Annotated in this window: 22 protein-coding genes; 10 read left to right on the plus strand and 12 right to left on the minus strand. The window is 55.0% G+C overall.

Going from position 1 to position 25,465, the window contains the following annotated elements:
- Positions 1-43 precede the first annotated feature (43 nt).
- The 5 genes from relA to BB497_11120 all read left to right on the plus strand — a co-directional run bounded on the left by relA (position 44) and on the right by BB497_11120 (position 7,263).
- Complete coding sequence (gene relA, locus BB497_11100; GenBank protein ID AVI63202.1) at positions 44-2,320, plus strand: GTP diphosphokinase; 2,277 nt, start codon at positions 44-46, stop codon at positions 2,318-2,320.
- The gene (locus BB497_11105) at positions 2,320-3,156 is read left to right on the plus strand and encodes a nucleoside triphosphate pyrophosphohydrolase (protein ID AVI63203.1); all 837 of its coding nucleotides are present in this window, start codon (positions 2,320-2,322) and stop codon (positions 3,154-3,156) included. The genes relA and BB497_11105 overlap by 1 nt, the downstream gene beginning before the upstream one ends.
- Before the next feature lie 34 nt (positions 3,157-3,190).
- Positions 3,191-5,839 (plus strand): phosphoenolpyruvate carboxylase, encoded by a 2,649-nt coding sequence (locus BB497_11110; GenBank protein AVI63204.1) that lies wholly within the window; start codon positions 3,191-3,193, stop codon positions 5,837-5,839.
- Positions 5,840-5,917: 78 nt separating this feature from the next.
- A complete protein-coding gene (locus BB497_11115) occupies positions 5,918-6,934 on the plus strand; it encodes a 23S rRNA pseudouridine synthase F (GenBank protein AVI63205.1) in 1,017 nt (338 codons plus the stop codon).
- A gap of 53 nt (positions 6,935-6,987) precedes the next feature.
- A complete protein-coding gene (locus BB497_11120; GenBank protein ID AVI63206.1) occupies positions 6,988-7,263 on the plus strand; it encodes a cold-shock protein in 276 nt (91 codons plus the stop codon).
- Here BB497_11120 and BB497_11125 read toward each other — a convergent pair.
- The 12 genes from BB497_11125 to BB497_11180 all read right to left on the minus strand — a co-directional run bounded on the left by BB497_11125 (position 7,247) and on the right by BB497_11180 (position 20,126).
- On the minus strand, positions 7,247-7,921 hold the full coding sequence (locus BB497_11125; GenBank protein AVI63207.1) for an anthranilate/aminodeoxychorismate synthase component II: 675 nt from the start codon (positions 7,919-7,921) through the stop codon (positions 7,247-7,249). The genes BB497_11120 and BB497_11125 overlap by 17 nt on opposite strands.
- Entirely contained in the window at positions 7,918-9,339 is a 1,422-nt protein-coding gene (locus tag BB497_11130) for an anthranilate synthase component I (GenBank protein ID AVI63208.1), read from the minus strand. Before BB497_11130 ends, BB497_11125 begins: the two co-directional genes overlap by 4 nt.
- On the minus strand, positions 9,336-9,614 hold the full coding sequence (locus BB497_11135) for a transcriptional regulator (GenBank protein ID AVI63209.1): 279 nt from the start codon (positions 9,612-9,614) through the stop codon (positions 9,336-9,338). The genes BB497_11130 and BB497_11135 overlap by 4 nt, the downstream gene beginning before the upstream one ends.
- 184 nt (positions 9,615-9,798) lie before the next feature.
- Positions 9,799-10,368: a hypothetical protein gene (locus tag BB497_11140; protein AVI63210.1), complete on the minus strand. Its 570-nt coding sequence runs from the start codon at positions 10,366-10,368 to the stop codon at positions 9,799-9,801.
- 43 nt (positions 10,369-10,411) lie between these two features.
- On the minus strand, positions 10,412-11,236 hold the full coding sequence (locus BB497_11145; protein ID AVI63211.1) for a ubiquinone biosynthesis methyltransferase UbiE: 825 nt from the start codon (positions 11,234-11,236) through the stop codon (positions 10,412-10,414).
- A 101-nt stretch (positions 11,237-11,337) separates the two neighbouring features.
- Positions 11,338-13,041, minus strand: coding sequence for an AMP-binding protein (locus BB497_11150; protein AVI63212.1), 1,704 nt, complete (start codon positions 13,039-13,041; stop codon positions 11,338-11,340).
- 70 nt (positions 13,042-13,111) lie between these two features.
- Complete coding sequence (locus BB497_11155) at positions 13,112-14,020, minus strand: hydroxymethylglutaryl-CoA lyase (GenBank protein ID AVI63213.1); 909 nt, start codon at positions 14,018-14,020, stop codon at positions 13,112-13,114.
- Between the two features lie 10 nt (positions 14,021-14,030).
- Positions 14,031-16,082, minus strand: coding sequence for a 3-methylcrotonyl-CoA carboxylase (locus BB497_11160; GenBank protein AVI63214.1), 2,052 nt, complete (start codon positions 16,080-16,082; stop codon positions 14,031-14,033).
- On the minus strand, positions 16,079-16,912 hold the full coding sequence (locus BB497_11165; GenBank protein AVI63215.1) for an enoyl-CoA hydratase: 834 nt from the start codon (positions 16,910-16,912) through the stop codon (positions 16,079-16,081). The genes BB497_11160 and BB497_11165 overlap by 4 nt, the downstream gene beginning before the upstream one ends.
- Positions 16,913-16,924: 12 nt before the next feature.
- Complete coding sequence (locus BB497_11170) at positions 16,925-18,532, minus strand: methylcrotonoyl-CoA carboxylase (protein ID AVI63216.1); 1,608 nt, start codon at positions 18,530-18,532, stop codon at positions 16,925-16,927.
- Positions 18,533-18,542: 10 nt separating this feature from the next.
- Positions 18,543-19,712 carry an isovaleryl-CoA dehydrogenase gene (locus BB497_11175; protein ID AVI63217.1) on the minus strand — a complete coding sequence of 390 codons (1,170 nt, stop codon included), beginning with the start codon at positions 19,710-19,712 and terminating at the stop codon, positions 18,543-18,545.
- Positions 19,713-19,718: 6 nt separating this feature from the next.
- Positions 19,719-20,126, minus strand: a complete 408-nt coding sequence (locus BB497_11180) for a MerR family transcriptional regulator (protein AVI63218.1) — start codon at positions 20,124-20,126, stop codon at positions 19,719-19,721.
- Positions 20,127-20,459: 333 nt separating this feature from the next.
- On the opposite strand from BB497_11180, the gene BB497_11185 reads away from it, so the two are divergent.
- The 5 genes from BB497_11185 to BB497_11205 all read left to right on the plus strand — a co-directional run bounded on the left by BB497_11185 (position 20,460) and on the right by BB497_11205 (position 25,383).
- Entirely contained in the window at positions 20,460-21,248 is a 789-nt protein-coding gene (locus tag BB497_11185) for an ABC transporter ATP-binding protein (protein AVI63219.1), read from the plus strand.
- Positions 21,245-21,994, plus strand: a complete 750-nt coding sequence (locus BB497_11190) for an ABC transporter ATP-binding protein (GenBank protein AVI63220.1) — start codon at positions 21,245-21,247, stop codon at positions 21,992-21,994. Before BB497_11185 ends, BB497_11190 begins: the two co-directional genes overlap by 4 nt.
- A gap of 137 nt (positions 21,995-22,131) precedes the next feature.
- A complete protein-coding gene (locus BB497_11195) occupies positions 22,132-23,355 on the plus strand; it encodes an ABC transporter permease (protein ID AVI63221.1) in 1,224 nt (407 codons plus the stop codon).
- A gap of 145 nt (positions 23,356-23,500) precedes the next feature.
- Positions 23,501-24,388, plus strand: coding sequence for an ABC transporter permease (locus BB497_11200; protein AVI63222.1), 888 nt, complete (start codon positions 23,501-23,503; stop codon positions 24,386-24,388).
- A gap of 2 nt (positions 24,389-24,390) precedes the next feature.
- On the plus strand, positions 24,391-25,383 hold the full coding sequence (locus BB497_11205) for an ABC transporter permease (GenBank protein ID AVI63223.1): 993 nt from the start codon (positions 24,391-24,393) through the stop codon (positions 25,381-25,383).
- The last annotated feature ends 82 nt before the right edge of the window (positions 25,384-25,465 follow it).

A 25,465-nucleotide genomic window follows, 5' to 3' on the forward strand; every position in this document is an offset into this window, starting at 1 on the left:
GGCGGCCCGGCGAACGCCGTCACCCTGAAAGGATGATATTGCCATGGTGAAAGTGCGTGAAGACCAACCGCTCACTCAAAGCGGAAAAGTGGATATACAACAATGGTTAACGCGCCTTCAAGAGGATGTGCGCCTACGTGAACCCGAGAGGCTGCTGCAAGCCTGCGAACTGGCCGAACAGTTAGAGCGCGAGGCACCTAATACTCACCGCGTGTGGCTCTCGGCAGGCTCTAGTTTTCGTATGGGGCTTGAGATGGCCGACATACTGGCTGAGCTTAAGCTTGACCAGACAACCCTTGAGGCCGCCGTACTCTACCGTGCGGTGCGTGAAGGGCTACTCAGTATAGACGCAGTGACCAAGCGTTTTGGCAGTGAAGTCGCCCAGCTCATCGACGGTGTTTTACAAATGGCGGCTATTAGCTATCCATTGACACCCAACCATGCCATGGGCCAGCACAATCAGCAGGAAAACCTGCGCAAAATGCTGGTTAACATGGTGGGTGATGTGCGCGTCGCGCTGATTAAAATTGCTGAACGCACCTGCGCGCTGCGCCAAGTCAAAGATGCGCCCCGGGAAAAATGCCTTCAAGTTGCCCGTGAAGTGGCGGACATCTATGCGCCGCTTGCCCACCGTTTGGGGATTGGCCAAATTAAATGGGAGCTTGAAGACCTCTCGTTTCGCTACCTGCATGAAGACGATTACAAAGCGATTGCGAAGCTATTGGCCGAAAAACGTCTGGATCGTGACCGTTATATCCATGACGTCGTGGAAACCCTCAAAAGCTTGATGGAAGCCCAGAACATACTGCGTTACGACGTTAGCGGTCGAGCGAAGCACATCTACTCCATTTGGCGCAAAATGAAGCGCAAGCGGATCGACTTTTCCCAGGTACACGACGTACGTGCAGTGCGAATCTTGGTACCAGAAGTGACCGACTGCTATACCGTACTGGGAATCGTTCACTCATGCTGGCATCACGTGCCCAACGAGTTTGATGACTATATCGCCAACCCTAAGAAAAACGGCTATCAGTCACTGCATACCGCTGTCATGGGGCCAGATAATAAGGTAATCGAGATTCAAATTCGCACCTTTGCCATGCACGATGAGGCAGAGCTAGGCGTCTGTGCCCACTGGCGCTATAAAGGCCACGATACCAATGCCAAAAGCCGCAGCTACGAAGAGAAAATCGCCTGGCTGCGTCAAGTATTGGAGTGGCAAGACGAAGTGGGCGGTTTTGGTGATCTTCGCGAAGGACTCTCAAGCGATGTTGCGCCCGATCGCAACTATGTATTTACCCCGGATGGTCACGTCATCGACCTACCGCGTATTGCCACGCCTATCGATTTCGCCTATCGGGTGCACACTGAAATTGGCCATCGCTGCCGAGGTGCCAAGGTCAATGGGCGTATTGTACCGCTGACCTATAAGCTAAAAACCGGCCAGCAGATTGAAATTTTGACGGCTACCAAGGGTGGCCCAAGCCGCGACTGGCTCAACCCAAACCTGGGCTATGTGCGCACTTCCCGAGCGCGGGCCAAAATACAAGCGTGGTTTAAATATCAGGCCCGGGATCAAAACCTTGAGGAAGGGCGCGCTCTGTTCGAGCGGGAAATGCGCCGTTTGGATGTGGAAGGGCTAGACCTTATCCAGCTGGCCAAAGCCGTTAACTACCAAAACGCTGATGATATGTATGCAGCGCTGGGGGCGGGCGATCTACGTATTGGCCAAGTGCTTCACCAAGCTCAGCAGCTATTTGGTGAAACCGACGACCAAGAACAGCTCCAACGGCTACTGGCTAAGCCACGCCGCCAGCCCAGTAAAGCCACTCAAAGTGATATTACGGTGCTAGGGGTGGGCAACCTGAAAACCAGTATGGCGAACTGCTGTAGCCCGGTACCCGGTGAACCTATTGTCGGCTTTATTACCCAGGGTCGAGGGGTGACGGTGCACCGTCAGGAGTGTGCCAATATTCTTCAATTGCGCATGGATGAGCCTCAGCGCATTATCGAAGTTGAGTGGGGCGAGCGCGCCCATACCCGCTATCCGGTGACCATTGAAATTCAAGCCTGGGATCGTTCAGGTCTGCTACGGGATGTCACGGGGCTTCTGGGCAATGAAAAGGTGAACGTGCTTGCGGTGAATACCCTGACCGATACGGATGAGGGTATTGCCCGGCTGCGTATTACCCTGGAAGTAGATGGTCTTGAATCCCTAGGCCGGCTCTTCTCACGGCTTCAGCAGCTGCCTAACGTGACCGAGGTGCGCCGATTGCGTAACGCCGATCCAGAGAAAAGTACCCGTAAGGGAGGGGCCTAATGCGTTACCGCTTAGATGACCTGTTAACGCTGATGCAAGTGTTGCGCGATACCCAACAGGGCTGCCCGTGGGATATTAAGCAGAACTGGGACAGCATTGTGCCCCATACCCTAGAAGAGGCCTACGAGGTTGCCGATGCCATTGAACGCCGTGCCTATGATGAGTTGCCCGGCGAGCTAGGCGACCTGCTCTTTCAAGTGGTGTATTACGCTCAGTTTGGCGCAGAAGAGCAGCGTTTTGACTTTCACGACATCGTCGATACGCTGACCGCGAAAATGCTGCGACGCCACCCGCACGTGTTTCCCGACGGCACCCTGGCATCTCGGCGTCCGCCGGGGGTGAATGCAGAGGATGTACAAACCCAGCAGGTAAACTCACGCTGGGAAGCGCTGAAAGCGGGTGAACGCGCTGAGCGTGCCCAGCAATCTGTTTCGGTACTCGACGATGTGCCGCGTACACTGCCTGCGCTGAGCCGTGCGTCAAAACTTTCCAAACGCGCTGCCCGGGTCGGTTTTGACTGGCCGGATGCCCGCGGAGTACTGGATAAAATTCGTGAAGAACTGGCGGAAGTGGAAGAGGCGCTTGCCGCCGATGATCTCCCGCATGCTCAAGAAGAAGTGGGCGACTTACTATTTGCCGTTACTAATTTAGCGCGCACTCTGGGAGCCGATCCTGAACAGTGCCTGCGCGCCACCAACAGTAAATTCGAACGCCGCTTTCGCTACGTTGAACGCGCGCTTGCCGAAGACGACTGCCCGATCAGTGAGGCATCGCTTGACGAGATGGAAGCCCACTGGCAAGCCGCAAAAGGCCAAGAACAACAGTTAACCTCTTAAACTATCAACGCGTCCCCGCAAGGAGGCCATGCCAATGAGTCACGACCTACACGAATCGCTACGCGATAACGTACGTATTTTAGGCGATAGCCTAGGACGTACCATTGCCGACGATTTAGGCCAGGCATTTGTCGATAAAATCGAAACCATCCGAGCCCATGCTAAGCGGGGTCGCCAAAGCGATTCATTGCAGCAACGACAGCTGATTGAGTACTTGCGTCAGCTCCCAGAGCGGGATCTGTTGCCGGTGACCCGCGCGTTCAACCAGTTTCTAAACCTGGCCAATATTGCCGAGCAGCACTACCGGGCGCGCTTTCGCCGGGTGGAAGACTACAAGCCCGGCTCTCAGCCGGTGCTGGGTGAGCTGTTAAATCGTGCCCAGAAGGCTGGTAATTCCCCGCGCAAGTTGGTTGAGACCCTCGCTAATATGCGCGTGGAACTGGTACTAACAGCACACCCAACAGAAGTTATTCGCCGCACGTTAATTCAAAAATACGACGCCATTGATGAGTGCTTAACCGCGATTGAAAGCTCTGAAGACTACCCAGAGCGGGGTGCGCGCGCCCAAGGTCGCCTGGAAGAGCTCATTAGTCAGGCTTGGCACACCGATGAGATCCGTCATGAGAGGCCAACCCCCGTGGATGAAGCCAAATGGGGCTTTGCGGTGATTGAAAACTCCCTGTGGCAAGCGGTACCGGATTTCCACCGCGACCTAGACAGTCTGCTGTTGGAAACGGCCGGGGAGCGCCTTCCGTTGGACGCTGCGCCAATACGCTACGCTTCCTGGATGGGCGGCGACCGTGATGGTAATCCAAACGTGACGGCGAAGGTCACCCGTGAAGTATTGCTGCTAGGCCGCTGGATGGCCGCCGATCTCTACCTGCGTGACCTTGAACAGTTGAAAACCGAACTCTCTATGTGGAAGGCCAATAGTGCCCTGAAAGCAGAAGCAGGTGACGTGGCTGAACCCTATCGGGAGGTGTTAAAACGCCTGCTGACGAGAATGGAAGCAACGCGGGACTGGGCCAAGGCGGAGTTAGATGATCGCAATTATGAGGGCGGGCCAATTATTGAAACCCGCGACCAGCTCTATTCGCCGCTGTTAGCCTGCTACCGCTCGCTGTGTGATGTTGGCCTGGATACCATCGCCAACGGCGCCTTGCTGGATACCCTGCGCCGCGTAGCGGTATTTGGTGTCACCCTCACCAAGCTCGACCTGCGCCAAGAAGCGAGCCGCCATGCGCAGGTTATTGAAGAGCTGACCAGTGCGCTGGGTCTTGGTCACTACCGTGAATGGGATGAAACCAAACGCCAAGAGTTTTTGCTTGGCGAACTCGCCTCGCGGCGTCCGTTGATTCCGCGCCGCTGGGAGTGCTCTGCTGAGTCCCGTGAGGTGCTCGATACGTTTAAGGTAATTGCGCAAGAGCAGTCAGAGGCGCTGGGTACTTACATTATCTCTATGGCAGCAGAGCCTTCTGACGTGCTCACCGTTGCGCTGCTGATGAAAGAGGTCGGGGGGCAAGTAACACTTCCCATTGCACCGCTGTTTGAAACGCTTAACGATTTGAATCATGCGGGTGACGTGATTGACCAGCTGCTGGCGATACCGGGCTACCGCGCGCTGATTGATGACCGCCAAGAAGTCATGATCGGTTACTCCGATTCGTCGAAAGATGCGGGACAGCTTGCTGCCGCTTGGGCACAGTACCGCGCCCAGGAAGCGCTGGTGAATGTGTGCGAAAAGCATAGCGTAGACTTAACCCTATTCCACGGTCGCGGTGGCACCGTTGGCCGCGGCGGCGGTCCGGCCCACGCGGCGATACTTTCCCAGCCCCCCGGCTCGGTGAACGGTAGCCTGCGAGTGACCGAACAGGGCGAGATGATTCGCTTTAAGTTCGGTCAGCCGGATATTGCCCTGCGGTCCATGGAAATTTATGCCTGTGCGGTGCTAGAAGCCACGTTACTGCCGCCACGTACGCCTGAGCCCCATTGGCGGGAGGAGATGGATCAGTTGGCTAAGGTCGCCCACGCCGCTTATGTGGGCGTGGTGCGTGAAGATCCTGATTTCGTTCCATACTTCCGTGCGGTAACTCCGGAAGGAGCGTTGGGCAGGCTACCGTTGGGCTCACGGCCCACCAAGCGCCGCCAAGATGGTGGTGTGGAAACCCTGCGAGCGATACCGTGGATTTTCGCCTGGACGCAGATTCGCTTAATGCTGCCCGCGTGGCTGGGTAGCGGTGAAGCGTTTTCGCGGCGGCTAGAGCAGCCCGGCGGTCGTGAAGTGTTGCAAGAAATGCGCAATGAATGGCCGTTCTTTGGCACCTATCTAGACATGCTTGAGATGCTATTGGCCAAGGCTGATGTAGCGATTGCCGCTTACTACGAGCATCGGCTGGTGGATGAGCCGTCGCTAAAAGCCCTGGGTAAAAGGCTGCGTGAGCGTTTTGAGCGGCTGGAAGAGGCTGTGCTCGATATCCTCCAGCAGGAGAAATTGCTGGAAAATACGCCGCTCATTCGCCAGGCAATTGATGTGCGTAATCCTTACATCGACCCGCTTCACGGCTTACAAGCGGAGCTTTTGCAGCGTAACCGCGATGCCGATGGCGCCATTAGTGCAGACCTATCCCGCGCGCTAATGGTGACCATGGCGGGCATTGCGGCCGGCTTACGCAACACAGGTTAAATTCGTCATCCTGTCCACTAGCGCCGCTACCCTTGGGTGGCGGCGCTTTTTTAATCGACTACCGTTGGTTGGCGCTTTATGTCGTTACGAAAATCTACTCGAATTAATAAATACATCAGCGAAAGCGGCCTCTGCTCCCGCCGTGAGGCTGACCGCTATGTGGAACAAGGCAATGTCTGGATTAATGGCCGCCGTGCGACCACCGGCGACCAAGTAGTGGCGGGTGACCGGGTAAAAGTTAACGGTCAGGACATTGAGCCTCAGGAGGAGGAAGATTTAGTCCTTATCGCGCTTAACAAGCCGGTGGGTATTGTCAGCACCACGGAGTCGGCGGAAAAAGACAACATCGTTGAGTTCGTAAAACACGGCACGCGTATCTTTCCCATTGGGCGCCTGGATAAAGACTCCCAAGGGCTTATTTTCCTCACCAATAATGGCGACTTGGTGAATAAAATTCTGCGCGCTAATAACAACCATGAAAAAGAGTACGTGGTCACGGTCAACAAGCCGATTACCGATGAGTTTATTGCCGGTATGCAGGGTGGCGTGCCGATCTTAGGGCAGGTGACCAAAAAGTGTAAGGTCGCTAAAGAGTCGACGTTTGTATTCACTATTACGCTGGTACAAGGGCTAAACCGCCAGATCCGCCGCATGTGTGAGTATTTCGGCTACGACGTTACCCAGCTGGTTCGCACACGCATCATGAATGTCTCGCTAAAAGGCTTGGCGCTGGGCGACTGGCGGGATTTAACGCCGAAAGAGATCGATACCATCATTAGGCTTACCGAGACCTCTGATCCTGTACCGGAGAAGAAAAAGCCAGTCAGCAGGCCCAACTATAGCGCTCGTTCAGACGCTGGAAAGGGAAACCAACCGGCAGCTAAAAAGGCCCAGAAGGGGGCTAAGCCAAGCGGGAAAGTTCGTAAAGATCCAAAAGGTAAAGCCGCAGGCCCAGCAAAAGCCCACGCGAAGGCTAAACCTGCCAGTGGTAAGCCCGGTATAAAAGGGAAAGCTGGCGCTAAAACGGTGGGTAAGGGGCGAGCCGGAAGAGGCAAGCCTACAACGGGTGGCAAGCCATCGTCGCGCCGTAAGTAGCGTCCGCTACATGTTATGCGCTTTTCTCGAAAACGTGATTGAGCACTTCTATTTTGATTCTTGTAGCTGTTTTTTATGTTGTTGTCAGCGTTATTGCTTATACCGTTTACGCCGTTGATAAAAAAGCGGCCATTAAAAAGCGCCAGCGGGTGAGCGAGAAATCGCTGCATCTGCTGGCGCTGGCAGGCGGCTGGCCGGGCGCTTGGTTTGCCCAACAGCGCCTGCGCCATAAAACCCAAAAGACAAGCTTTCGACTTATGTTTTGGATGACCGTAGCGCTGAATGTAGGAGGTCTGTGGGTATTAATGCCTTTTATACTTGGCCATTAGGTGTGAAAAGAAAGTTGGCTATTAGCTCTTTTCCGCCTTCGGTGGCAAACGACTCCGGGTGAAATTGTATGCCGTGTATTGGATAGTCCCTATGTTTCACGCCCATTAGCTCAAACTCACCAACTGCCTGCCAACTGGCACGCTGCTCAAACTTATCAGCCGTTAGTTCGCCCACGGTGGCGGTGACTTCCAGGCACTCGGGCAGGGAGGCCGCATCAGCAATCAGTGAGTGGTAGCGCATCACCTCAAGCTGGTCGGGTACGCCGTTAAATACCGAGCGGTTGTTGTGGTTAATGGGGCTGATTTTGCCGTGCATGGGCAGTGGGGCGTTAATCACCTTGCCGCCAAACACATGGACGATGCCCTGCATGCCCAGGCATACGCCTAACAAGGGCGTGGTTTTGCCGAGTTTCTCGATCACTTCAGCACAAACCCCAAAGTAGCGCGGGTCATCCGGGGAGCCTGGGCCGGGGGAGATGATGATGCGGTTGGGAGCCATTTCCTCAATGGCGCTGAAATCGATCTGATTATTACGTTTGACGATGATTTCAAAGTGAGGAAGCTCGCCGCGATTCTTCTCTGTAGTGAGAATTTCACCGATAAACTGGTAGAGGTTATAGGTGAAGGAGTCGTAGTTATCGATAATTAGCACCTTCATGCTTGGCTCTCCATATCCGCGCTCATAAAAGGGGCAAGGGCTTTGCGAGTGCCGGCAAATTTGCGGCGAATCTCTTCGTATTCATCGTCGGCGTTACTATCAAATACGTTCCCGCCGCAGGTTTGCACGTAAGCGCGTTCACCGTTCACAAACACCGTGCGAATGGGAATAGCAAAGGTGCAGTCGCCGTTAAACGAGAACTGGCCCACCGCGCCGCCGTAAGGGCCACGACCGTCATTTTCCAGGTCGTCGATGATTTTCATAGCCTCGATTTTTGGCGCACCGGTTAGTGTGCCCGCCGGGAAGTTGCTGGCAAGAGCCGTAAACATATCTTCACCTTCGGCGATAATCCCTACAATTTCGCTGGAAATATGCTGCACATGGCTGAAGCGCTTAATGTCCATCAGGCTGCGCACTTTTACCGTGCCGAACTGGGCGACGCGGCCGATATCGTTGCGGTGCAGATCCACAATCATATTATGCTCAGCGATCTCTTTCGGGTCGTTAAGCAGCGCTCGGGCAAGCTGGGTATCCTCTTGAGGCGTTTGGCCGCGCAGGGTGGTGCCCGCAAGAGGAAAGGTTTCCATTTCCCCCTGGCGCAGCCGGAACAGCAGCTCAGGGCTTGCGCCAATCAGCTTCTGTTCGCCAAATTTAACGTAGTACATCTGTGGTGAGGGATTAATCGTGCGCAGTTGGTCGTAGAGCGCGAGGGTGTCGCCTTCAATACGGAAGCGCTTTTTAAAGCCCACTTCGCACTGGAATACTTTGCCGTCGATAATATCCTGCTTTACCTTGGCAACCGCCTCGGCGTGTTCGGCTTTGCTCATGGTGTCGCCCAACGCAGTAATGTGCAGCGGGCCTGCCGGTTCGTCGTCGGCGTCGATCAGCGTTTGCAGAAACGCGTAGCGGCTATTGTCGTAGTAGAAGTAGGTGACCTCGCCGGTCATTTTGTCGAGAATCAGACCATCTTTATACAGCCCAAAGCGAAAGGTATCGAAGTCGTCACTGGCTTTCAGAGTGAGTGAGGGTTCGAAGTACTGCATGGCGTCGTAGCCAAGATAACCGCTTAGCCCGCCCGCATATTTACGAGAAATAATATTTTGTGGGATCAGGCTGCGCAGCAGTTCATAAGGGTTGTCACTTGGGTAGCGGTTGGCGTTGCCGTCGCGGTCTTCAATGGTCAGCGTGTTGCCGTTGGCGTACAGAATGTATTCGGGGTCGAAGCCTATAATGGAGTGACGCGCTATGTGGCTATCTTCGCCCAGCGACTCCAGCATGTAGCAGTTATCAAACTGTCGTTCAATTTTTTGAAACAGGGCAAAGAAATCGCAGTCCGCCGCCAGCGTCACATAGTGAGGCTTGCGCGGTAGCGTAAACGGCTGCGGGCCTTGAGTAGAGTGCGTGTTAGCAGTGCTCATAAGTCATCATTCCGTGAAGAGGGTAGCGTCGTTAAAGCGCGTGACCCGCGTGAAACCGTAGCAATACCCACGCCGAGAGTTTCGGCAATTTTGCGGTGGGGCACGCCTTCGCGCAGCAGCTTAAAAATCTGCAGACGTTTACTGATTTCTTGGTACTCCGCGGGTGTCAACAGGCTGGCAAGCGCTTCGTGCATTGCCTTAGGCGAGTCAATGGCGAGCAAATGACGAACCAGCTCTGCTTGGAAATTATCATTTAAAGAAACGTTTGCAGGCACTGTTTATCACCGAGCCGTTATTTAATGTACTAGCGTACTAGTACATTAACAGCGTGAGATAAAAGGTCAATGCCTAATCGATGTCAGCGCTATGTTTTTGACGTTAGCGGGTTACAGAAGATGCTGAAAAGAGGGCTTTCTGGAAAAAGCGTGCTGACCAACACGGTTAGCAGATTTCTACACGCTAAAACGGCAGATGCAGCGAAGCGCTCATCATATTGAGATGGCTGAGGGTGGGGGCGTCGATACGTTCGTACTCAAGCCGACTCACTAACCGGTTAATTGTCATCGTCGCACCGAACCCTTGCAGTAGGGCAGTGCCACCGCTGTCGGCTAGGGGTTGGTCGGTTTCACCCCGCCACTCGGTAAAGCCGGATTTAGCATATACGCTGAAAGACCCCATGCGAACGCCGGCAACAACAGCACCGCCTAGACTAAGGGTGTCCATTATCAGTGGGGAAACGCTGTTAGAGATGGGGACTTCTTCACTTTCCCGGTAGGCAATCTCAGCGCCAATATCCAAACGGGGCAGGTGTGATGGGCTAAACCCAGCGGTGAGGCGAAAACCCGTGGTGTAGGTATCCAAACTGTTTAAGTCGCTACCTTCCAGTACCACACCATTGGCGAGTGTGATGAGTTCGCTTTCAGTGGCGGCATAGGCCATAACGGGAGTGCCGTCATTGGCAGCGCAGTTCATAAAAGGGAGCATGGTGCCAAAAGCGCTAAAGAGCAGGGTGCTTGCCAGGCGATTCATTGGCGTTCCTCTGTCCTTTTACATGGAAGTCATCCTAACCAGCCTAGCAACGGGCGCTAATTTCCACCACGTTAATTGCGTTATTAGCCAAATTTTCTAGCAGATTTTTTCCCATTTTCAAAAAGCGCTCGCCAAATATCCACTGAGGAGAGAGCACGGCCGTGTGTGGCGTTTGCTCTTTTTGTCGCTGCCGCTGTCGCCATTCAAGCGCGGTTCTGCTCCAATCTTCGCAATGTGATAGCTGAAAACCGTTCGTCTCAAGTAGCTTGGTTAGCTCGGCTATGGTGAGTAGGTGCGAATGTTCTGGCGTTGCCGCCCACGGCACGGGGTAGCGGAGGTCGGCAATGTTTTCGCCACTGACCACCTCGTGCATTACGAGCTTTCCGCCGGGACGAAGAACGCGGCGGCACTGCGCAAGCACGTGGGCAGGGGCAGGCATGTTCATTAAGCTGTGTTGAAACAGGACGGCATCGAATGTGTGTTCTGAAAAGGGCAATGCGCATGCATCTCCGGTCACACAGCGAAGGGGCGGGTTGGCCGAATGAAGCGATAAATCAGTCAGCGCCTGGTTAAGTACGTTAAAGCGGTAGGTGATATCCAGCCCGGTGATATGAAACCCAAGCGCTGCCCCTTGACGCATTAACCCGCCTACGCCTGAACCAATATCCAGCACGTGTTTATGCGTTTGTGGGTCAAGCAGGCTAAGCAGTTTTTTTGACGCGGCGATACCGCCAATATGCAGCTGATCTAACGGGGCGAGCTGGTGCAGGGTAGGGCCATCGGGGTAGTGAGTGCGAATTTGAGTGAGAATATCGCCATCGCGCAGCCCTTGGTGGTAGTGCTCGGTTAGCGGCTGGTGAGTGGCCATGTCAGTGTCTCGTTATAGAGGAAGTTATATGAATAAAGTGAAACGCCGACCGGGGGCCGGCGTTCATTAAAACGATGTTTGAAAAACAAGGCTTGATGGAATTATGTTTGATCCTCAAGCCCAAGCTCTTGGATAGAAATTTCGCGCATTTTGAATTTCTGGATTTTACCCGTTACTGTCATGGGGAATTCATCGACAAACTTAAAGTAACGCGGAATTTTAAAGTGGGTGATTTTGCCTTTGCAGTAGTTACGCAGCTCTTCACCGGTGACGTCACCTGAGCTGCTGTTGAGCTTCACCCAGGCGATTAACTCTTCGCCATATTTCTTATCCGGCACGCCGGTAACCTGTACTTCAGAGATTGCCGGGTGAGCGTATAGAAACTCCTCAATTTCTTTGGGGTAAACGTTCTCGCCACCGCGAATCACCATATCTTTAATACGGCCGACGATTTGGATATAGCCCTCTTCGTCCATGGTGGCTAAATCACCCGTGTGCATCCAGCCCGCTTCGTCAATGGCCTCGGCAGTGGCTTTTTCGTTTTTCCAGTACTTGAGCATGACGCTGTAGCCACGGGTACACAGTTCGCCAATTTCACCGCGGGGCAAAATACCGCCGTTGCCGGGGTCGACAATTTTGCTTTCCAGATGGGGCTGAGTGCGGCCTACGGTGGAAACGCGCTTGTCGATGCTGTCGTTGGCGCCTGTTTGGGTAGATACAGGGCTTGTTTCGGTCATGCCGTAGGCGATCTGCACACCTTTCATGTTCATCTTGTCGATGACCTGCTTCATGATTTCAGCAGGGCAGATAGAACCCGCCATGATGCCGGTGCGTAGCGATGAAAAATCGGTGCTGGCAAAGTCCGGGTGCTCCAGCTCGGCGATAAACATGGTCGGTACGCCGTACAGCGCGGTAGCTTTTTGCTCGTGTACCGCCTTTAGCACCTTGCCAGGGTCGAAACCCTCATCCGGGTAAATCATCGCCGCGCCGTGGGTCATACAGCCCAGGTTACCCATCACCATGCCGAAGCAGTGGTAGAGCGGTACCGGGATGACCAAACGGTCTTCGCTGGTAAAGCCCATGCTTTCCGCCACAAAAAAACCGTTGTTCAGGATGTTGTGGTGGGAAAGTGTGGCGCCTTTCGGGAAGCCGGTAGTGCCCGAGGTGTACTGGATATTGATCGGGTCATCGAACTGCAGCGTGGCTTGTAAATCGTTGACGTCGGTTTGGCTGACCTTGCTGGCTTCATTAATGAAGTCGGCCCAGCGCCACATGCCGCTGTGCTTTTCGCTGCTTAAGTTAATCACGCACTCAAGCTCTGGCAGCGTTTTTGACTGAAGCTGGCCTTCCGCGCTGCTGTTGAGCTCAGGTGCTAACTCATAAAGCATGGCGGTGTAGTCGGAAGACTTGAAGCTATGGGCAGTGACTAGAAAACGAGCGCCCGACTGGTTCAGCGCGTACTCCAGCTCATGGGTGCGGTAGGAAGGGTTGATGTTGACCAGAATAGCGCCAAGTTTGGCGGTGGCGAACTGGGTCAGCGTCCACTCGCTGCAGTTGGGCGCCCAAATGGCAACGCGGTCACCTTTTTTAACGCCAATCGCCAGCAGGGCGCGGGCGCAGCGGTTTACCTCTTCCTGAAGCTGACGATAGCTCCAGTGGATGTTCTGATGCAGCGCAATCAGCGCGTCGTTATCCGGGTACTGTTCAGCAATTTGGTCAAACTTATCGCCAATGGTCATGCCCAGCAGCGGTTTATCGGCGGTGCTGCTGGTGTAACTGGGTAGGGTAAGAGCAGGTGATGCCATAATGTGTCTCTCCGATGTCTTTTTTTTATCTAAGCGGGACGTCAGGCGGTTCTTATTTATTATTGGACGGTTATTGGCGGCTAATGCCTTTTGCGAGAGCGACCTTTGCGCTTGGCTTGCGGCCTAACTCGTTGGTAATCCAGTAGCCCGTGTCGATCACCGCCTGAAGGTCGATGCCGGTGTTAATGCCCAGGCCTTCAAGTAAATAGAGTACGTCTTCGGTGGCCACATTGCCGGATGCGCCTTTAGCGTAAGGGCAGCCGCCAAGGCCAGCGGTCGCTGCGTCAATTACGCTGACTCCTTCTTCCAGTACGGCATATAAGTTAGCCAGGGCCATGCCATAGGTGTCGTGGAAGTGGGCGGCCAAGTGCTCAATAGGCACTTGCTGGCGGGTGGCTTCAATCATTCGCTTAGCCGCAAGCGGCGTGCCCACGCCGATGGTATCGCCCAGGGAGATTTCATAGCAGCCCATCTCATAAAGCGCCTTGGCCACCTCGGCCACTTTTTCGGGCGAGATGTCGCCTTCATAGGGGCAGCCCAGCACGCAGGAGACATAGCCGCGTACTCGAACGCCTGCCTCATTGGCCCGTGCGAGCACGGGTTCAAAGCGCTCAAGGGACTGCGCAATCGAGCAGTTGATGTTCTTTTGCGAGAACGCTTCTGAAGCGGCGCCAAACACCGCGATTTCCTCAACGCCCGCTGCCAGTGCGCCTTCCAAGCCTTTTAGGTTAGGCGTGAGTGCTGAGTAAACCACGCCGGGTTGGCGAGCAATGCCGTTCATAACGTCGGTGGCATCGCCCATTTGCGGCACCCACTTAGGCGAGACGAAGCTAGCCGCTTCAATATGGGTGAGGCCAGCGTTGGCTAGCCGTTCGATCAGTTCGATCTTGGTAGCGGTGGGCACCAGGGTGCCCGGTTCATTTTGAAGGCCATCGCGAGGGGCCATTTCAAACAGCTTAATTGACGTTGGCAGTGCCATAGTTCTGTTCCTATTCGCTGGGGGCGAAGTCGAGCAATACATCGCCCTGGCTTACGGTATCGCCGGCCTGGAAATGGAAAGACTCGACGCTGCCATCGGCAGGCGCGGTCATGGTGTGCTCCATTTTCATGGCTTCCATGACCATCAGCGGCATGCCTTTCTCAACTGCTGTGCCGGGTTCAACCAGCAGTGCTACCACGGTGCCATTCATGGGGGCGGTCAGGGTTGATTCCGCCTCATGGTGGCCGTGGTCGATGGCGTCAATGCGGCGCCAGAACAGGCGCGTTTCGCCGCTTGGTTCTGCCATCACCACAACATGCCCATCGCGGCGCGCTTGAAGGCGGCGACGGTGGCCGTTTAGCGTGACGGCAACGGCATCGCCCGTCAGCGATTGGAGGCTAGCGGTGAGCGTTTCATCACCAATGGTGAGGTTCCAAAGCGATTCGCCGCTCTCGCGCTTACCTTCCACAATCACCACCGCTTCGTCGCTGTCAGCCGCCTGAGCACTTGCCGGGTCACACAGCGCAATGCGGATGGTATGCGGGGCATTCAAACGGAAGCCGTCATGACGATCCCAGGGGGAATCACTTTCACACTCCTGCGCCAGCTGGTTTAAACCGATCAACGCAGCGCTGGCGTAGGCTTCAGTAGAGTAGCTGCGCGGGGCAAATAGCGTGGCTTCGTTGCGCTCGATAAAGCGCGTGTCCAGCTCGACATTTTTAAAGCCAGGGTGATTCGCAAGGCGCTGCAGGAATGCGCGGTTAGTCACCACGCCCTGTACATCCAGTGCGGCTAAGGCACGGTTCAGCGTGGCAAGCGCGGCGTCACGGTCAGCACCGTGAACAATCAGCTTGGCCAGCATGGGGTCGTAGTGCATGGAAACTTCGTCGCCGCTCTCTACGCCGCTGTCTAAACGCACCTGATCGCTGTCTAACCCTGCGCCCTCTAAATCCAGTGCAAAGCGAGTGAGCAGGCCGGTGGCGGGCAGGAAGTCCTGCTCTGGGTCTTCGGCGTAAATCCGCGCTTCAAAGCTGTGGCCGGTGATGGTTAGCTCGTCTTGGGTGCAGGGGAGTGGCTCGCCCATCGCCACGCGCAGCTGCCATTCAACCAAGTCTTGGCCGGTGATCATTTCAGTAACGGGGTGCTCAACCTGCAGGCGGGTGTTCATCTCCATGAAGTAGAACGAGCCGTCAATGTCTAACAGAAACTCGACGGTTCCCGCGCCCACGTAACCAATCTCTTTGGCGGCGCGAACGGCGGCATCGCCCATGGCCTGGCGCAGCTCCAACGTCATGCCGGGGGCCGGAGCTTCCTCAATGACTTTTTGGTGGCGGCGCTGAACGCTGCAGTCCCGCTCGAAGAGGTAAACGCCGTTACCATGGCGATCGCAGAACACCTGAACTTCCACATGGCGTGGCTGCACCAGATACTTCTCAATGAGCATGCGGTCGTCACCGAAGGCAGCCTTAGACTCTCGGCGGCAGCCATCAAGTGCTGCTTTGAACCCTTCGCCGCTCTCTACAACGCGCATGCCTTTACCACCACCACCGGCGCTGGCTTTGAGCATCACGGGGTAGCCGATTTTGTCGGCCTCTAAACGCAGCAGGTCATCGTCCTGATCATCGCCATGGTAACCCGGCACCAACGGTACGCCAGCGTTAGCCATGCGTGCTTTGGCGGCAGATTTGTCGCCCATGGCGGCAATCGCCGAGGCCGGCGGGCCAACAAAGGTAATGCCTGCCTGTTCAAGCGCTTTTACGAAGCCACCGTTTTCAGATAGAAAGCCGTAGCCGGGGTGAATAGCGCCTGTGCCGGTTCGCTTGGCGGCTTCAATGACCGCATCGACATTCAAATAGCTTTCGCGGGCGGCGGCGGGGCCTAAGCGCACGGCTTCATCGGCTTCGCGCACATGGCTAGCAGAGGCATCGGCATCTGAATAGACAGCGACGGTTTTAAGCCCCATGCGGCGGGCGGTGCGCATTACCCGGCAGGCAATTTCGCCGCGGTTGGCTACCAGCAGGGTATCGAATTTATGTGTTTCAGCGTTGTTTTCAAGCGTCATGAGCGTGGCTCCGCAGCGTTGTTCTGTTCTTGAAGGCTGGACGGTTGCGTCCAGGCGGGGCGGCGCTTTTCAAAAAAGCTGGATAAGCCCTCTTGGCCCTCGTGGCTCACCCGTAATTTAGCAATCACTTGGCAGGTGTGCTCCCGGGTGGTATCGCTGTCGGGCGCTTGGGCGACCCTTGCCAGTAGTGCTTTGGTGGCGCGTTGTGCTTGAGGCGAGCCGGCGAGAAGCGTATCCAGCATGGCGTCTACCTCGCCGTCCAATGCTTCGTGCTCTACAACCTTATGGGCTAAGCCGAGTGCCAGCGCCGTTGGCGCATCCATGACTTCTGCGGTTAAGGCGTAGCGGCGCATTTGGCGCTCGCCCAGCGCACGCTGAACGTAAGGGCTGATGACCGCAGGAGAGAGGCCAATTTTGACTTCTGAGAGGCAGAACTTAGCCTTATCAGAGGCGATCACCACATCGCAGCAGGCAGCTAACCCTACCGCGCCGCCAAACGCCGCGCCTTGAACCCGGCAAAGCGTGGGGCAGGGCAGGGTATCCAAGCCGTGCATTAACGCTGACAGCTTGCGGGAGTCAGCGAGATTATCTTCCAGGTCGTAATCGACCATGCGCTTCATCCAGTTCAGGTCAGCGCCTGCGGAGAAGCTTTTTCCCTCAGAGCCAAGTACCACTGCCCGAACATCGCCCGCATTGGCCAGTTGATGCAGTTCTTCAAGGTGCGCGTTTAGCTCGGCGATTAGGCTGTCGTCGAAGGCGTTATGCACCTCTGGGCGGTTCAGGGTCAGGCGCGCGATGCCGTTTTCAATCAGTAGCGTTGAGTAAGCCATGGTGTTCGCCCCTTACATCCGGAACACGCCGAAGCGTGTCTCTTCGACTTCGGCATTCATCGCGGCGGCTAAAGAAAGCCCCAGCACATCGCGGGTTTGCAGCGGGTCGATGACGCCGTCATCCCACAAGCGGGCGCTGGCGTAGTAGGGGTGGCCCTGGTGCTCGTACTGATCGCGGGTGGGCTGTTTGAACGCCTCTTCTTCTTCTTTCGTCCACTCGCGCCCTTCGCGTTCGTGCTGTTCGCGCTTCACCTGGGAAAGCACGCCTGCCGCCTGCTCGCCACCCATTACGGAGATACGCGCATTGGGCCACATAAACAGCAGGTTGGGATCATAAGCCCGGCCGCACATGCCGTAGTTGCCCGCGCCGAAGCTGCCGCCAATCAGCACCGTGAATTTGGGTACTTTGGCGCAGGCGACCGCCGTTACCAGCTTGGCGCCGTGCTTGGCGATGCCTTCATGCTCGTATTTAGAGCCGACCATAAAGCCGGTAATGTTTTGCAGGAACACCAGCGGGATCTTGCGCTGAGCGCATAGTTCAATAAAGTGCGCACCTTTTACAGCGCTCTCGGAGAACAGCACGCCGTTGTTGGCCACAATGCCCACCGGATAGCCGTGGATATGCGCAAAGCCGGTAACTAAGGTGTCGCCGTAGTAGCGTTTGAACTCGTCAAAGTCAGAGTCATCGACAACACGGCCAATCACTTCGCGCACGTCATAAGGTTTTTTAAGGTCGGTACCCACAATGCCGTAAAGCTCTGCTGGGTCGAGCTTAGGTGGTTTAGGCGCTTGCATGGCCAGCTTGCCGCGTTTTTGCCAGTTCAGGCGCGACACACAGGCGCGGGCTAGCTGCAGCGCGTGGGCGTCGTTTTCGGCGTAGTGGTCCGCAACACCGCTTATTTTGGCGTGAACATCTGCACCACCTAAGTCTTCAGCGCTGATACTTTCGCCAGTAGCTGCTTTTACCAAGGGCGGGCCGCCTAGGAAAATCGTGCCCTGCTCTTTAACGATGATGGATTCATCCGCCATGGCGGGCACATAGGCGCCACCCGCGGTACAGGAACCCATCACCACGGCGATTTGTGGAATACCTTCAGCGGACATGGTGGCTTGGTTATAGAAGATGCGCCCGAAGTGGTCACGGTCGGGGAACACTTCGTCCTGGCGGGGCAGGAAAGCACCGCCAGAATCGACTAAGTAGATGCACGGCAGGCGGTGCTTGCGGGCAATTTCCTGGGCGCGCAGGTGTTTTTTCACCGTCAGCGGAAAATACGTGCCGCCTTTTACCGTGGCATCGTTAGCCACAATCACGCACTCAACGCCAGATACCCGGCCAATGCCCGTCACTACGCCTGCTGCGGGTACGTCGCTATCGTAAACATGATGGGCTGCCAGTGCGGAAAACTCTAAAAAGGGCGAGCCTTCGTCAATTAAGTGGTCGATGCGATCACGCACGAATAGTTTGCCGCGGCTTTCGTGGCGCTCACGAGCTTTAGGGCCACCGCCTTGGGCGACGGCGGCGGTTAACTCGCGTAGCTTGGAAACTTCCGCCAGCATTGAGGCCGCGTTGGTTTGAAAGACATCGCTGCGGGGATTGATCTGTGTAGAGAGTGTGCTCATGGCGCGGCCCTTACTTTGTTTCGGTGAAGAGTTCGCGGCCAATCAGCATCCGGCGAATTTCGCTGGTGCCCGCGCCAATTTCATACAGCTTCGCGTCGCGCAGCAGACGTCCGGTGGGATACTCATTGATATAACCGTTACCACCGAGTAGTTGAATAGAATCCAGGGCGACTTGGGTGGCTTTTTCGGCACAGTATAGAATCACCCCAGCGGCGTCTTTGCGCGACGTTTGGCCGCGATCGCAAGCACCTGCGACGGCGTATAAGTAGGCGCGGCACGCATTCAGCGTGGTGTACATATCGGCTACTTTGCCTTGTACCAGTTGGAATTCACCGATGGATTGGTTGAACTGCTTACGCTCATGGATATAGGGCATCACCACGTCCATGGCGGCTTGCATAATACCGATGGGGCCAGCGGCCAGAACGGCGCGTTCATAGTCCAGGCCGCTCATCAATACACGCACGCCTTTACCCACGTCGCCCAGCACGTTTTCGGCCGGTACTTTGCAATCTTGGAACACTAGCTCGCAGGTGTTAGAGCCGCGCATACCCAGCTTGTCGAGTTTTTGAGCGGTGGAGAAACCTTCCATGCCTTTTTCGATAATAAACGCGGTAATGCCTTTAGAGCCTGCGTCCGGGTCGGTTTTGGCGTACACCACCAGCACATCAGCGTCAGGGCCGTTGGTGATCCACATCTTATTGCCGTTAAGGATGTAGTGATCGCCATCTTGTTTTGCGCGCAGCTGCATGGACACCACATCAGAACCCGCACCGGGCTCAGACATTGCCAGTGCACCCACGTGGTCGCCGCTGATCAGCTTGGGCAGGTACTTCTCTTTTTGTGCAGCGGTGGCGTTAATCTTAAGTTGGTTTACGCACAGGTTAGAGTGCGCACCGTAGGAGAGCGCGACTGAAGCGCTCGCCCGGGAGATCTCTTCCATGGCAATGCAGTGAGCAAGGTAGCCCATGCCGCTACCGCCATCCTCTTCAGACACGGTAATGCCTAATAGGCCCATATCGCCGAACTTCTTCCAGAGGTCGTTAGGGAATTCGTTGGTGCGATCAATTTCAGCAGCGCGGGGGGCGATCTCGCTAGCGGCAAAGGCATTGACCTGCTCGCGCAGCATGTTCAGTTCGTCGTCCAGGCCAAAATTAAGTTCTGAATAGTGTGAAAACATGGTCAATTACCTTGTCGTTGTTAAGGGATGCTTTTCGTTAAGTTCTTCAAGTGCTTGTCGACAGCGGATTTCGGCGCTTTCGAGCTCTAGCTGCACCATGGTGATGTCTTTCATTTGTTGTTCGAGAGCGGCGCGCCGCTCACCAATCTTGCTCAACATTAGGTGCAGCTGCTTTTCGCTGCCGCTACGGGTCTCATCCCATAGCTCAAAAAGTTCTCGAATTTCAGCGAGAGAAAACCCCAGCCGCTTGCCGCGTAGCGTTAGCTTTAGGCGTACACGATCTTTACTGCTGTAAATGCGCGTTTGACCCCGGCGGGCGGGGTGTAACAGCTCTTGATCTTCATAAAAGCGAATGCTGCGCGTGGTTACGTCAAACTCACTGGCAAGCTCGCTAATCGAGTATGTTTTGCTCATGATCGTTATTCTCGTCGATAGGGGGATGCCCCTATGGAACACTGACCATGAGGCTAAAACAAGTTTACGTTAACGTAAAGCTGGTATTGCTAAACGTCGATTACCGTTGAATCTGCATAAGTATCTGAAAAATTTATATATAAAGCGTTTAAAGCAGATTAAATTGAGTCTGCGTAGACCAAAGTTGTAATTGTAATACCCTGCAAGTGATTGCTAGTTTGCACCTACACCTTACGTTCAGGTAAGGGTGCGTCGCCGGCTAACGATTTTCCGCTCCAGAGTAAACTGGCTGGTGCAAAGTCAGCACAAGAACAACAAGAGGCTTACCACTTCATGCGTGCAGACGATGTAATTAATGGGCCAGTACTCGAAACGCGAGGACTGACCAAAGAGTTCCGCGGCTTTACCGCCGTTGATGACGTGAACCTTCAGGTTCAGGAAGGGCACATTCACGCCCTAATCGGGCCTAACGGTGCAGGTAAAACCACGGTATTCAATCTGCTTACCAAGTTTTTACCGCCTACCCGTGGTGAGATTCTCTATCGCGGGAAACCCATCACCAGTAAAAAATCCAACGAGATAGCCCAGCTTGGGTTAGTTCGTTCATTTCAAATCTCGGCGGTGTTCGCTCACATGACGGCGTTGGAAAACGTTCGTGTGGCGCTGCAGCGTCAGCTTGGTACCTCCTTCCATTTTTGGAAGTCGGAGACGTCGCTTAATCATCTTAACGACCGAGCCATGGAGCTACTCGATGAAGTAGGTCTAAGAGAGTACGCCGACACCCTAACGGTAGAAATGCCTTACGGTCGCAAACGTGCCTTGGAAGTTGCCACTACGCTGGCGCTTGACCCCACTATGATGTTGCTGGATGAACCTACCCAGGGCATGGGCGCTGAAGATGTTGACCGCATCGTGGCGCTGATTAAACGCGTCTCACAAGGACGCACGGTACTGATGGTTGAGCACAACTTAAGCGTGGTAAGCCGGCTATGTGACCGCATTACCGTGTTGGCGCGTGGCGCCGTGTTGGCGGAAGGTGACTATGAAGAGGTTTCCCGTAACCCGCTGGTGCGAGAAGCCTATATGGGTAGCGAAGCCGCTGAAGAGGAGGCTGCCGTATGAACACCGCCGAAGCGTATGAGACCAACGCTGCTACCGAGTCGCAAACCCTAGAAATGTTGCGGGTTAGTGATCTGCACGCCTTTTATGGCGAGTCGCATATCCTGCACGGCGTTAACTTTGATGTTAAACGCGGTGAGCTAGTGACCCTGCTAGGGCGCAATGGTGCGGGGCGTAGCACTACGCTTAAATCGATTATGAGTATGGTGGGTCGGCGTACCGGCTCTATCGTCATTAACGGTAACGAAACGCTGCGCATGAAGCCGCACCATATTCCTCGGCTGGGTATTGGTTACTGCCCGGAAGAGCGGGGGATTTTTGCGAGTTTGGATGTGCACGAAAACTTATTGCTGCCACCTACCGTGCGCTCAGGCGGCATGAGTTTAGATGAAATCTACGGCATGTTTCCCAACCTTTATGAGCGGCGCAGAAGCCAGGGGACAAGGCTTTCCGGTGGTGAGCAGCAGATGTTAGCCATGGCGCGTATTTTGCGCACCGGGGCAAGGTTATTGCTGCTTGATGAGATTACCGAAGGGTTAGCGCCGGTTATCGTGCAGAAATTAGCTGAGGTACTCATTCAGCTGAAAGAGCGCGGCATGACTATCGTGCTGGTCGAGCAGAACTTCCGCTTTGCGGCCCCCTTGGCAGACCGCCACTTCGTAATGGATCACGGCCAGATTGTTGAAGAGATCACCGCCGCACAGCTGCCTTCACGCCGTGATCACCTCAACACGATGCTGGGGGTGTAGCAAAGACCGGGGTTGGGGGTAATACCCACCAAGATTAATAACGTAGTAGCAAAACCTAGTACCAAAAACGCTGAACACTAAAGCACTTAAAAACGTCGTAACACAAAAACAAAGGCCTTAAGGGCCAGGAGACGAACATGACCTTCATTAAAAAAACACTCGCTACTAGCATCGCTGTTGCCGCTGCTTCCACCATGGCTATTTCAACCGCCCAGGCTAACATGAGCGATGGCGAAGTTCGCATTGGTTACTTGGCCGATATGTCCGGTACCTACCGCGACCTCGCGGGCCCAGGCGGCCAGCGAGCGTTGGAAATGGCCGTTGCGGATTTTGGTGGCAGCGTGAATGGTGCGCCCATCGTTGTCTTTAGTGCCGATGACCGCAACAGCGCAGACGTAGGGGCTAACACCGTACGTGAGTGGATTGACCAGCGTAACGTCGACATGGTGGCAGGCATGGTGGCGTCTTCGGTCACTATCGCGGTTACCCGCGTGCTAGAAGAGAACAACGGCCTGGGCATTATTTCAGGCTCTGCGGCGTCCAGTATCACCAACGAGCACTGCACGCCAAACCACATTCACTGGGTATATGACACGTATCCGCTGGCCAACGGCACGGCACAGGCCGTTGTAGAGCAGGGCGGCGACACCTGGTTCATGCTGACCGCGGACTACGCCTTCGGCCACGCGCTGGAAGGTGACGTAACGCGCGTCGTAGAAGAGAGTGGTGGTGAAGTAGTGGGCGGCGTTCGCCATCCGTTCCCCACCAGCGATTTCTCCTCTTACATTCTCCAGGCGCAAGGCTCTGGTGCCAAAATTGTGGGTCTGGCTAACGCGGGTGCGGATACCGTCAACGCGATTACCACAGCCAGCCAGTTTGGCCTTGTTCAAAGCGGTCAGCAGTTAGCGGGTCTGCTTATCTTCCTGAACGACGTTCACGCCCTAGGGTTAGAGGCTACCCAAGGCCTGCTGCTGACCACTGGCTGGTACTGGGACATGGATGAAGAGGCCCGCGAATGGTCTGAGCGTTACTACGAAGAGATGGGCCGGATGCCGACAATGGTGCAGGCAGGTATCTACTCCAGCACCATGCATTACCTAAAAGCGGTAGAAGCGGCAGGTACTGATGATCCTGAAGTTGTACGTGCGCAAATGGCTGAGATGCCCGTTGATGACTTCTTTGCCCGCAACGGCAGAATTCGTGAAGATGGCCGCATGGTTCACGATATGTACTTGGCCCAGGTGAAAACCCCCGAAGAGTCCACTGGTGAGTGGGACCTTTACGAAATCCTTAGCACTATTCCCGCCGAAGAAGCCTACCGTCCGCTTTCTGAGAGTCAGTGCAAGCTGGTTCAAAACTAAAACGGGCCTAGAAACGTTTGAAAGCATAGGGCCTATGGCAGCGGTTCAGGCTAGCCATTAAAAGCCTTGAAGCGTTATTACATAAGCAATATCCACGGGTGGCAGCAGGTGCTGCTACCCGCTTGGCGGCGAGGAGAGTCATACCATGACGATGATATTCGGCGTGCCACTGGCCGTGTTCATGGGCCAGCTAACGCTTGGGCTTGTGAACGGTGCCTTTTACGCACTGCTTAGTTTGGGCCTGGCGGTCATCTTCGGCCTACTGAAGATCGTCAACTTTGCCCATGGGGCGCAATACATGCTGGGGGCCTTCGCCGCGCTGTTAGGCTTTCGCTACTTAGGCATTAACTACTGGCTAGCACTGTTCTTAGTGCCGCTGGTGGTAGGTGGTTTTGGCATGCTGATGGAGCGCTTCTTGCTGCGTCGTATTGCCCATTTGGATCACCTTTACGGGCTACTGCTAACGTTCGGGTTAGCGCTGATTTTTGAAGGCACGCTGGTCAACTTCTTCGGGGTTTCCGGCGCGCGTTATGCCACCCCAGAGGTGCTTCAAGGGGGGCTCAATCTAGGCTTTATGTTCCTGCCTACTTATCGCGCCTGGGTGCTGGTAGCGGCATTGGCAATGTGTCTATTCACCTGGTTCATGATTGAGCGCACTCGCTTAGGCGCCTACCTGCGGGCGGGTACAGAAAACTCCCAGCTTATGCAGGCGTTTGGGGTTAACGTTCCGCTGTTAATTACCCTTACCTATGGGTTTGGTGTTGCACTGGCTGCGTTTGCGGGTGTTCTGGCAGCTCCGCTATATCCGGTTTCACCCACTATGGGCTCAAGCCTATTGATTGTGGTGTTTGCCGTGGTGGTTATCGGGGGCATGGGTTCAATCCTGGGTGCGATTCTTACCGGCCTAGGCATGGGAGTTATCGAAGGCTTAACCAAAGTGTATTACCCGGAAGCCTCCAATACTGTGATCTTCCTGGTGATGATATTAGTGCTCATGTTACGCCCCGCTGGGCTGTTCGGTAAGGAGGCTTAACCATGGCAGATTCTCAAGCAATCAAAGCACCCTCTGCGGTGCTGGAACGCCAAAAACGTGCCAATATGCGCCGCAATCTCTTCTATATAGCGCTTGTGGCACTGGGGCTGGTGGCGCCTTTCTTGGCGTACCCAGTGTTCTTAATGAAGGTTCTCTGCTTTGCGCTATTTGCCAGCGCCTTTAACTTGCTGCTGGGCTATGCGGGACTGCTCTCGTTTGGGCATGCCGCGTTTCTCGCGACAGGCGGCTATATAACCGGCTACTTACTGGCAAGTTACCCAGGCTTAACGCCTGAGCTGGGCATTATTGGTGGCACCCTGATGGCTACGGTGTTAGGGCTGCTATTTGGCCTGCTGGCAATCCGTCGCCAGGGTATCTACTTCGCCATGGTAACGCTGGCGCTAGCGCAGCTTGTTTACTTCATGTTTGTACAGGCGCCCTTTACCGGTGGTGAAGATGGCTTACACGGCGTGCCACGGGGTGAGCTGTTTGGTTTCATCAGCCTGCGCAGCAACTTGGCGATGTACTACTTCGTGTTTGCGATCTTCTTATTCGGTTTTGCGCTTATCCAGCGCACCGTGCATTCGCCCTTTGGGCAGGTGCTGAAGGCGATTCGTGAAAACGAACCCCGTGCGGTCTCGCTAGGCTACAACGTTGATGCCTACAAACTGTTGGCCTTTGTACTTTCTGCTGCCATCGCTGGGTTAGCGGGCTCCACCAAAACCGTAGTATTCCAGCTGGCTTCGTTAACCGATGCCCACTGGCACATGTCCGGTGAAGTTATTCTGATGACGCTACTGGGCGGTGTGGGTACGTTGTTAGGCCCACTGATGGGCGCGGGCATTGTGGTTAGCCTGCAGCATGTGCTGGCGCAGTCGCCACTAGGCAACTGGGTAAACGTAATATTAGGGATTATTTTTGTGGTCTGCGTGCTTAGCTTCCGCAGCGGTATTGTGGGTGAGCTTGGCAAGATGTATCGCAAAAACTTTAAGTAATGGGTTGAACCGGGTCTGTCCGTTGGGTGCCTATTGGCACCCTTTTTTTGCCCTTAAAATACGTCTACTCCAAAGGTAGTGG

This window comes from Halomonas sp. GFAJ-1 (genome assembly GCA_002966495.1).
Classification (GTDB): Bacteria; Pseudomonadota; Gammaproteobacteria; order Pseudomonadales; family Halomonadaceae; genus Vreelandella.

Bases quoted from the DNA above. Each gene is read 5' to 3' on its own strand.
- relA (AVI63202.1), top strand. From the start codon at position 44: ATGGTGAAAGTGCGTGAAGACCAACCGCTCACTCAAAGCGGAAAAGTG.
- BB497_11105 (AVI63203.1), top strand. From the start codon at position 2,320: ATGCGTTACCGCTTAGATGACCTGTTAACGCTGATGCAAGTGTTGCGC.
- BB497_11110 (AVI63204.1), top strand. From the start codon at position 3,191: ATGAGTCACGACCTACACGAATCGCTACGCGATAACGTACGTATTTTA.
- BB497_11115 (AVI63205.1), top strand. From the start codon at position 5,918: ATGTCGTTACGAAAATCTACTCGAATTAATAAATACATCAGCGAAAGC.
- BB497_11125 (AVI63207.1), bottom strand. From the start codon at position 7,921: ATGAAGGTGCTAATTATCGATAACTACGACTCCTTCACCTATAACCTC.
- BB497_11130 (AVI63208.1), bottom strand. From the start codon at position 9,339: ATGAGCACTGCTAACACGCACTCTACTCAAGGCCCGCAGCCGTTTACG.
- BB497_11140 (AVI63210.1), bottom strand. From the start codon at position 10,368: ATGAATCGCCTGGCAAGCACCCTGCTCTTTAGCGCTTTTGGCACCATG.
- BB497_11145 (AVI63211.1), bottom strand. From the start codon at position 11,236: ATGGCCACTCACCAGCCGCTAACCGAGCACTACCACCAAGGGCTGCGC.
- BB497_11150 (AVI63212.1), bottom strand. From the start codon at position 13,041: ATGGCATCACCTGCTCTTACCCTACCCAGTTACACCAGCAGCACCGCC.
- BB497_11155 (AVI63213.1), bottom strand. From the start codon at position 14,020: ATGGCACTGCCAACGTCAATTAAGCTGTTTGAAATGGCCCCTCGCGAT.
- BB497_11160 (AVI63214.1), bottom strand. From the start codon at position 16,082: ATGACGCTTGAAAACAACGCTGAAACACATAAATTCGATACCCTGCTG.
- BB497_11165 (AVI63215.1), bottom strand. From the start codon at position 16,912: ATGGCTTACTCAACGCTACTGATTGAAAACGGCATCGCGCGCCTGACC.
- BB497_11170 (AVI63216.1), bottom strand. From the start codon at position 18,532: ATGAGCACACTCTCTACACAGATCAATCCCCGCAGCGATGTCTTTCAA.
- BB497_11175 (AVI63217.1), bottom strand. From the start codon at position 19,712: ATGTTTTCACACTATTCAGAACTTAATTTTGGCCTGGACGACGAACTG.
- BB497_11180 (AVI63218.1), bottom strand. From the start codon at position 20,126: ATGAGCAAAACATACTCGATTAGCGAGCTTGCCAGTGAGTTTGACGTA.
- BB497_11185 (AVI63219.1), top strand. From the start codon at position 20,460: ATGCGTGCAGACGATGTAATTAATGGGCCAGTACTCGAAACGCGAGGA.
- BB497_11190 (AVI63220.1), top strand. From the start codon at position 21,245: ATGAACACCGCCGAAGCGTATGAGACCAACGCTGCTACCGAGTCGCAA.
- BB497_11195 (AVI63221.1), top strand. From the start codon at position 22,132: ATGACCTTCATTAAAAAAACACTCGCTACTAGCATCGCTGTTGCCGCT.
- BB497_11200 (AVI63222.1), top strand. From the start codon at position 23,501: ATGACGATGATATTCGGCGTGCCACTGGCCGTGTTCATGGGCCAGCTA.
- BB497_11205 (AVI63223.1), top strand. From the start codon at position 24,391: ATGGCAGATTCTCAAGCAATCAAAGCACCCTCTGCGGTGCTGGAACGC.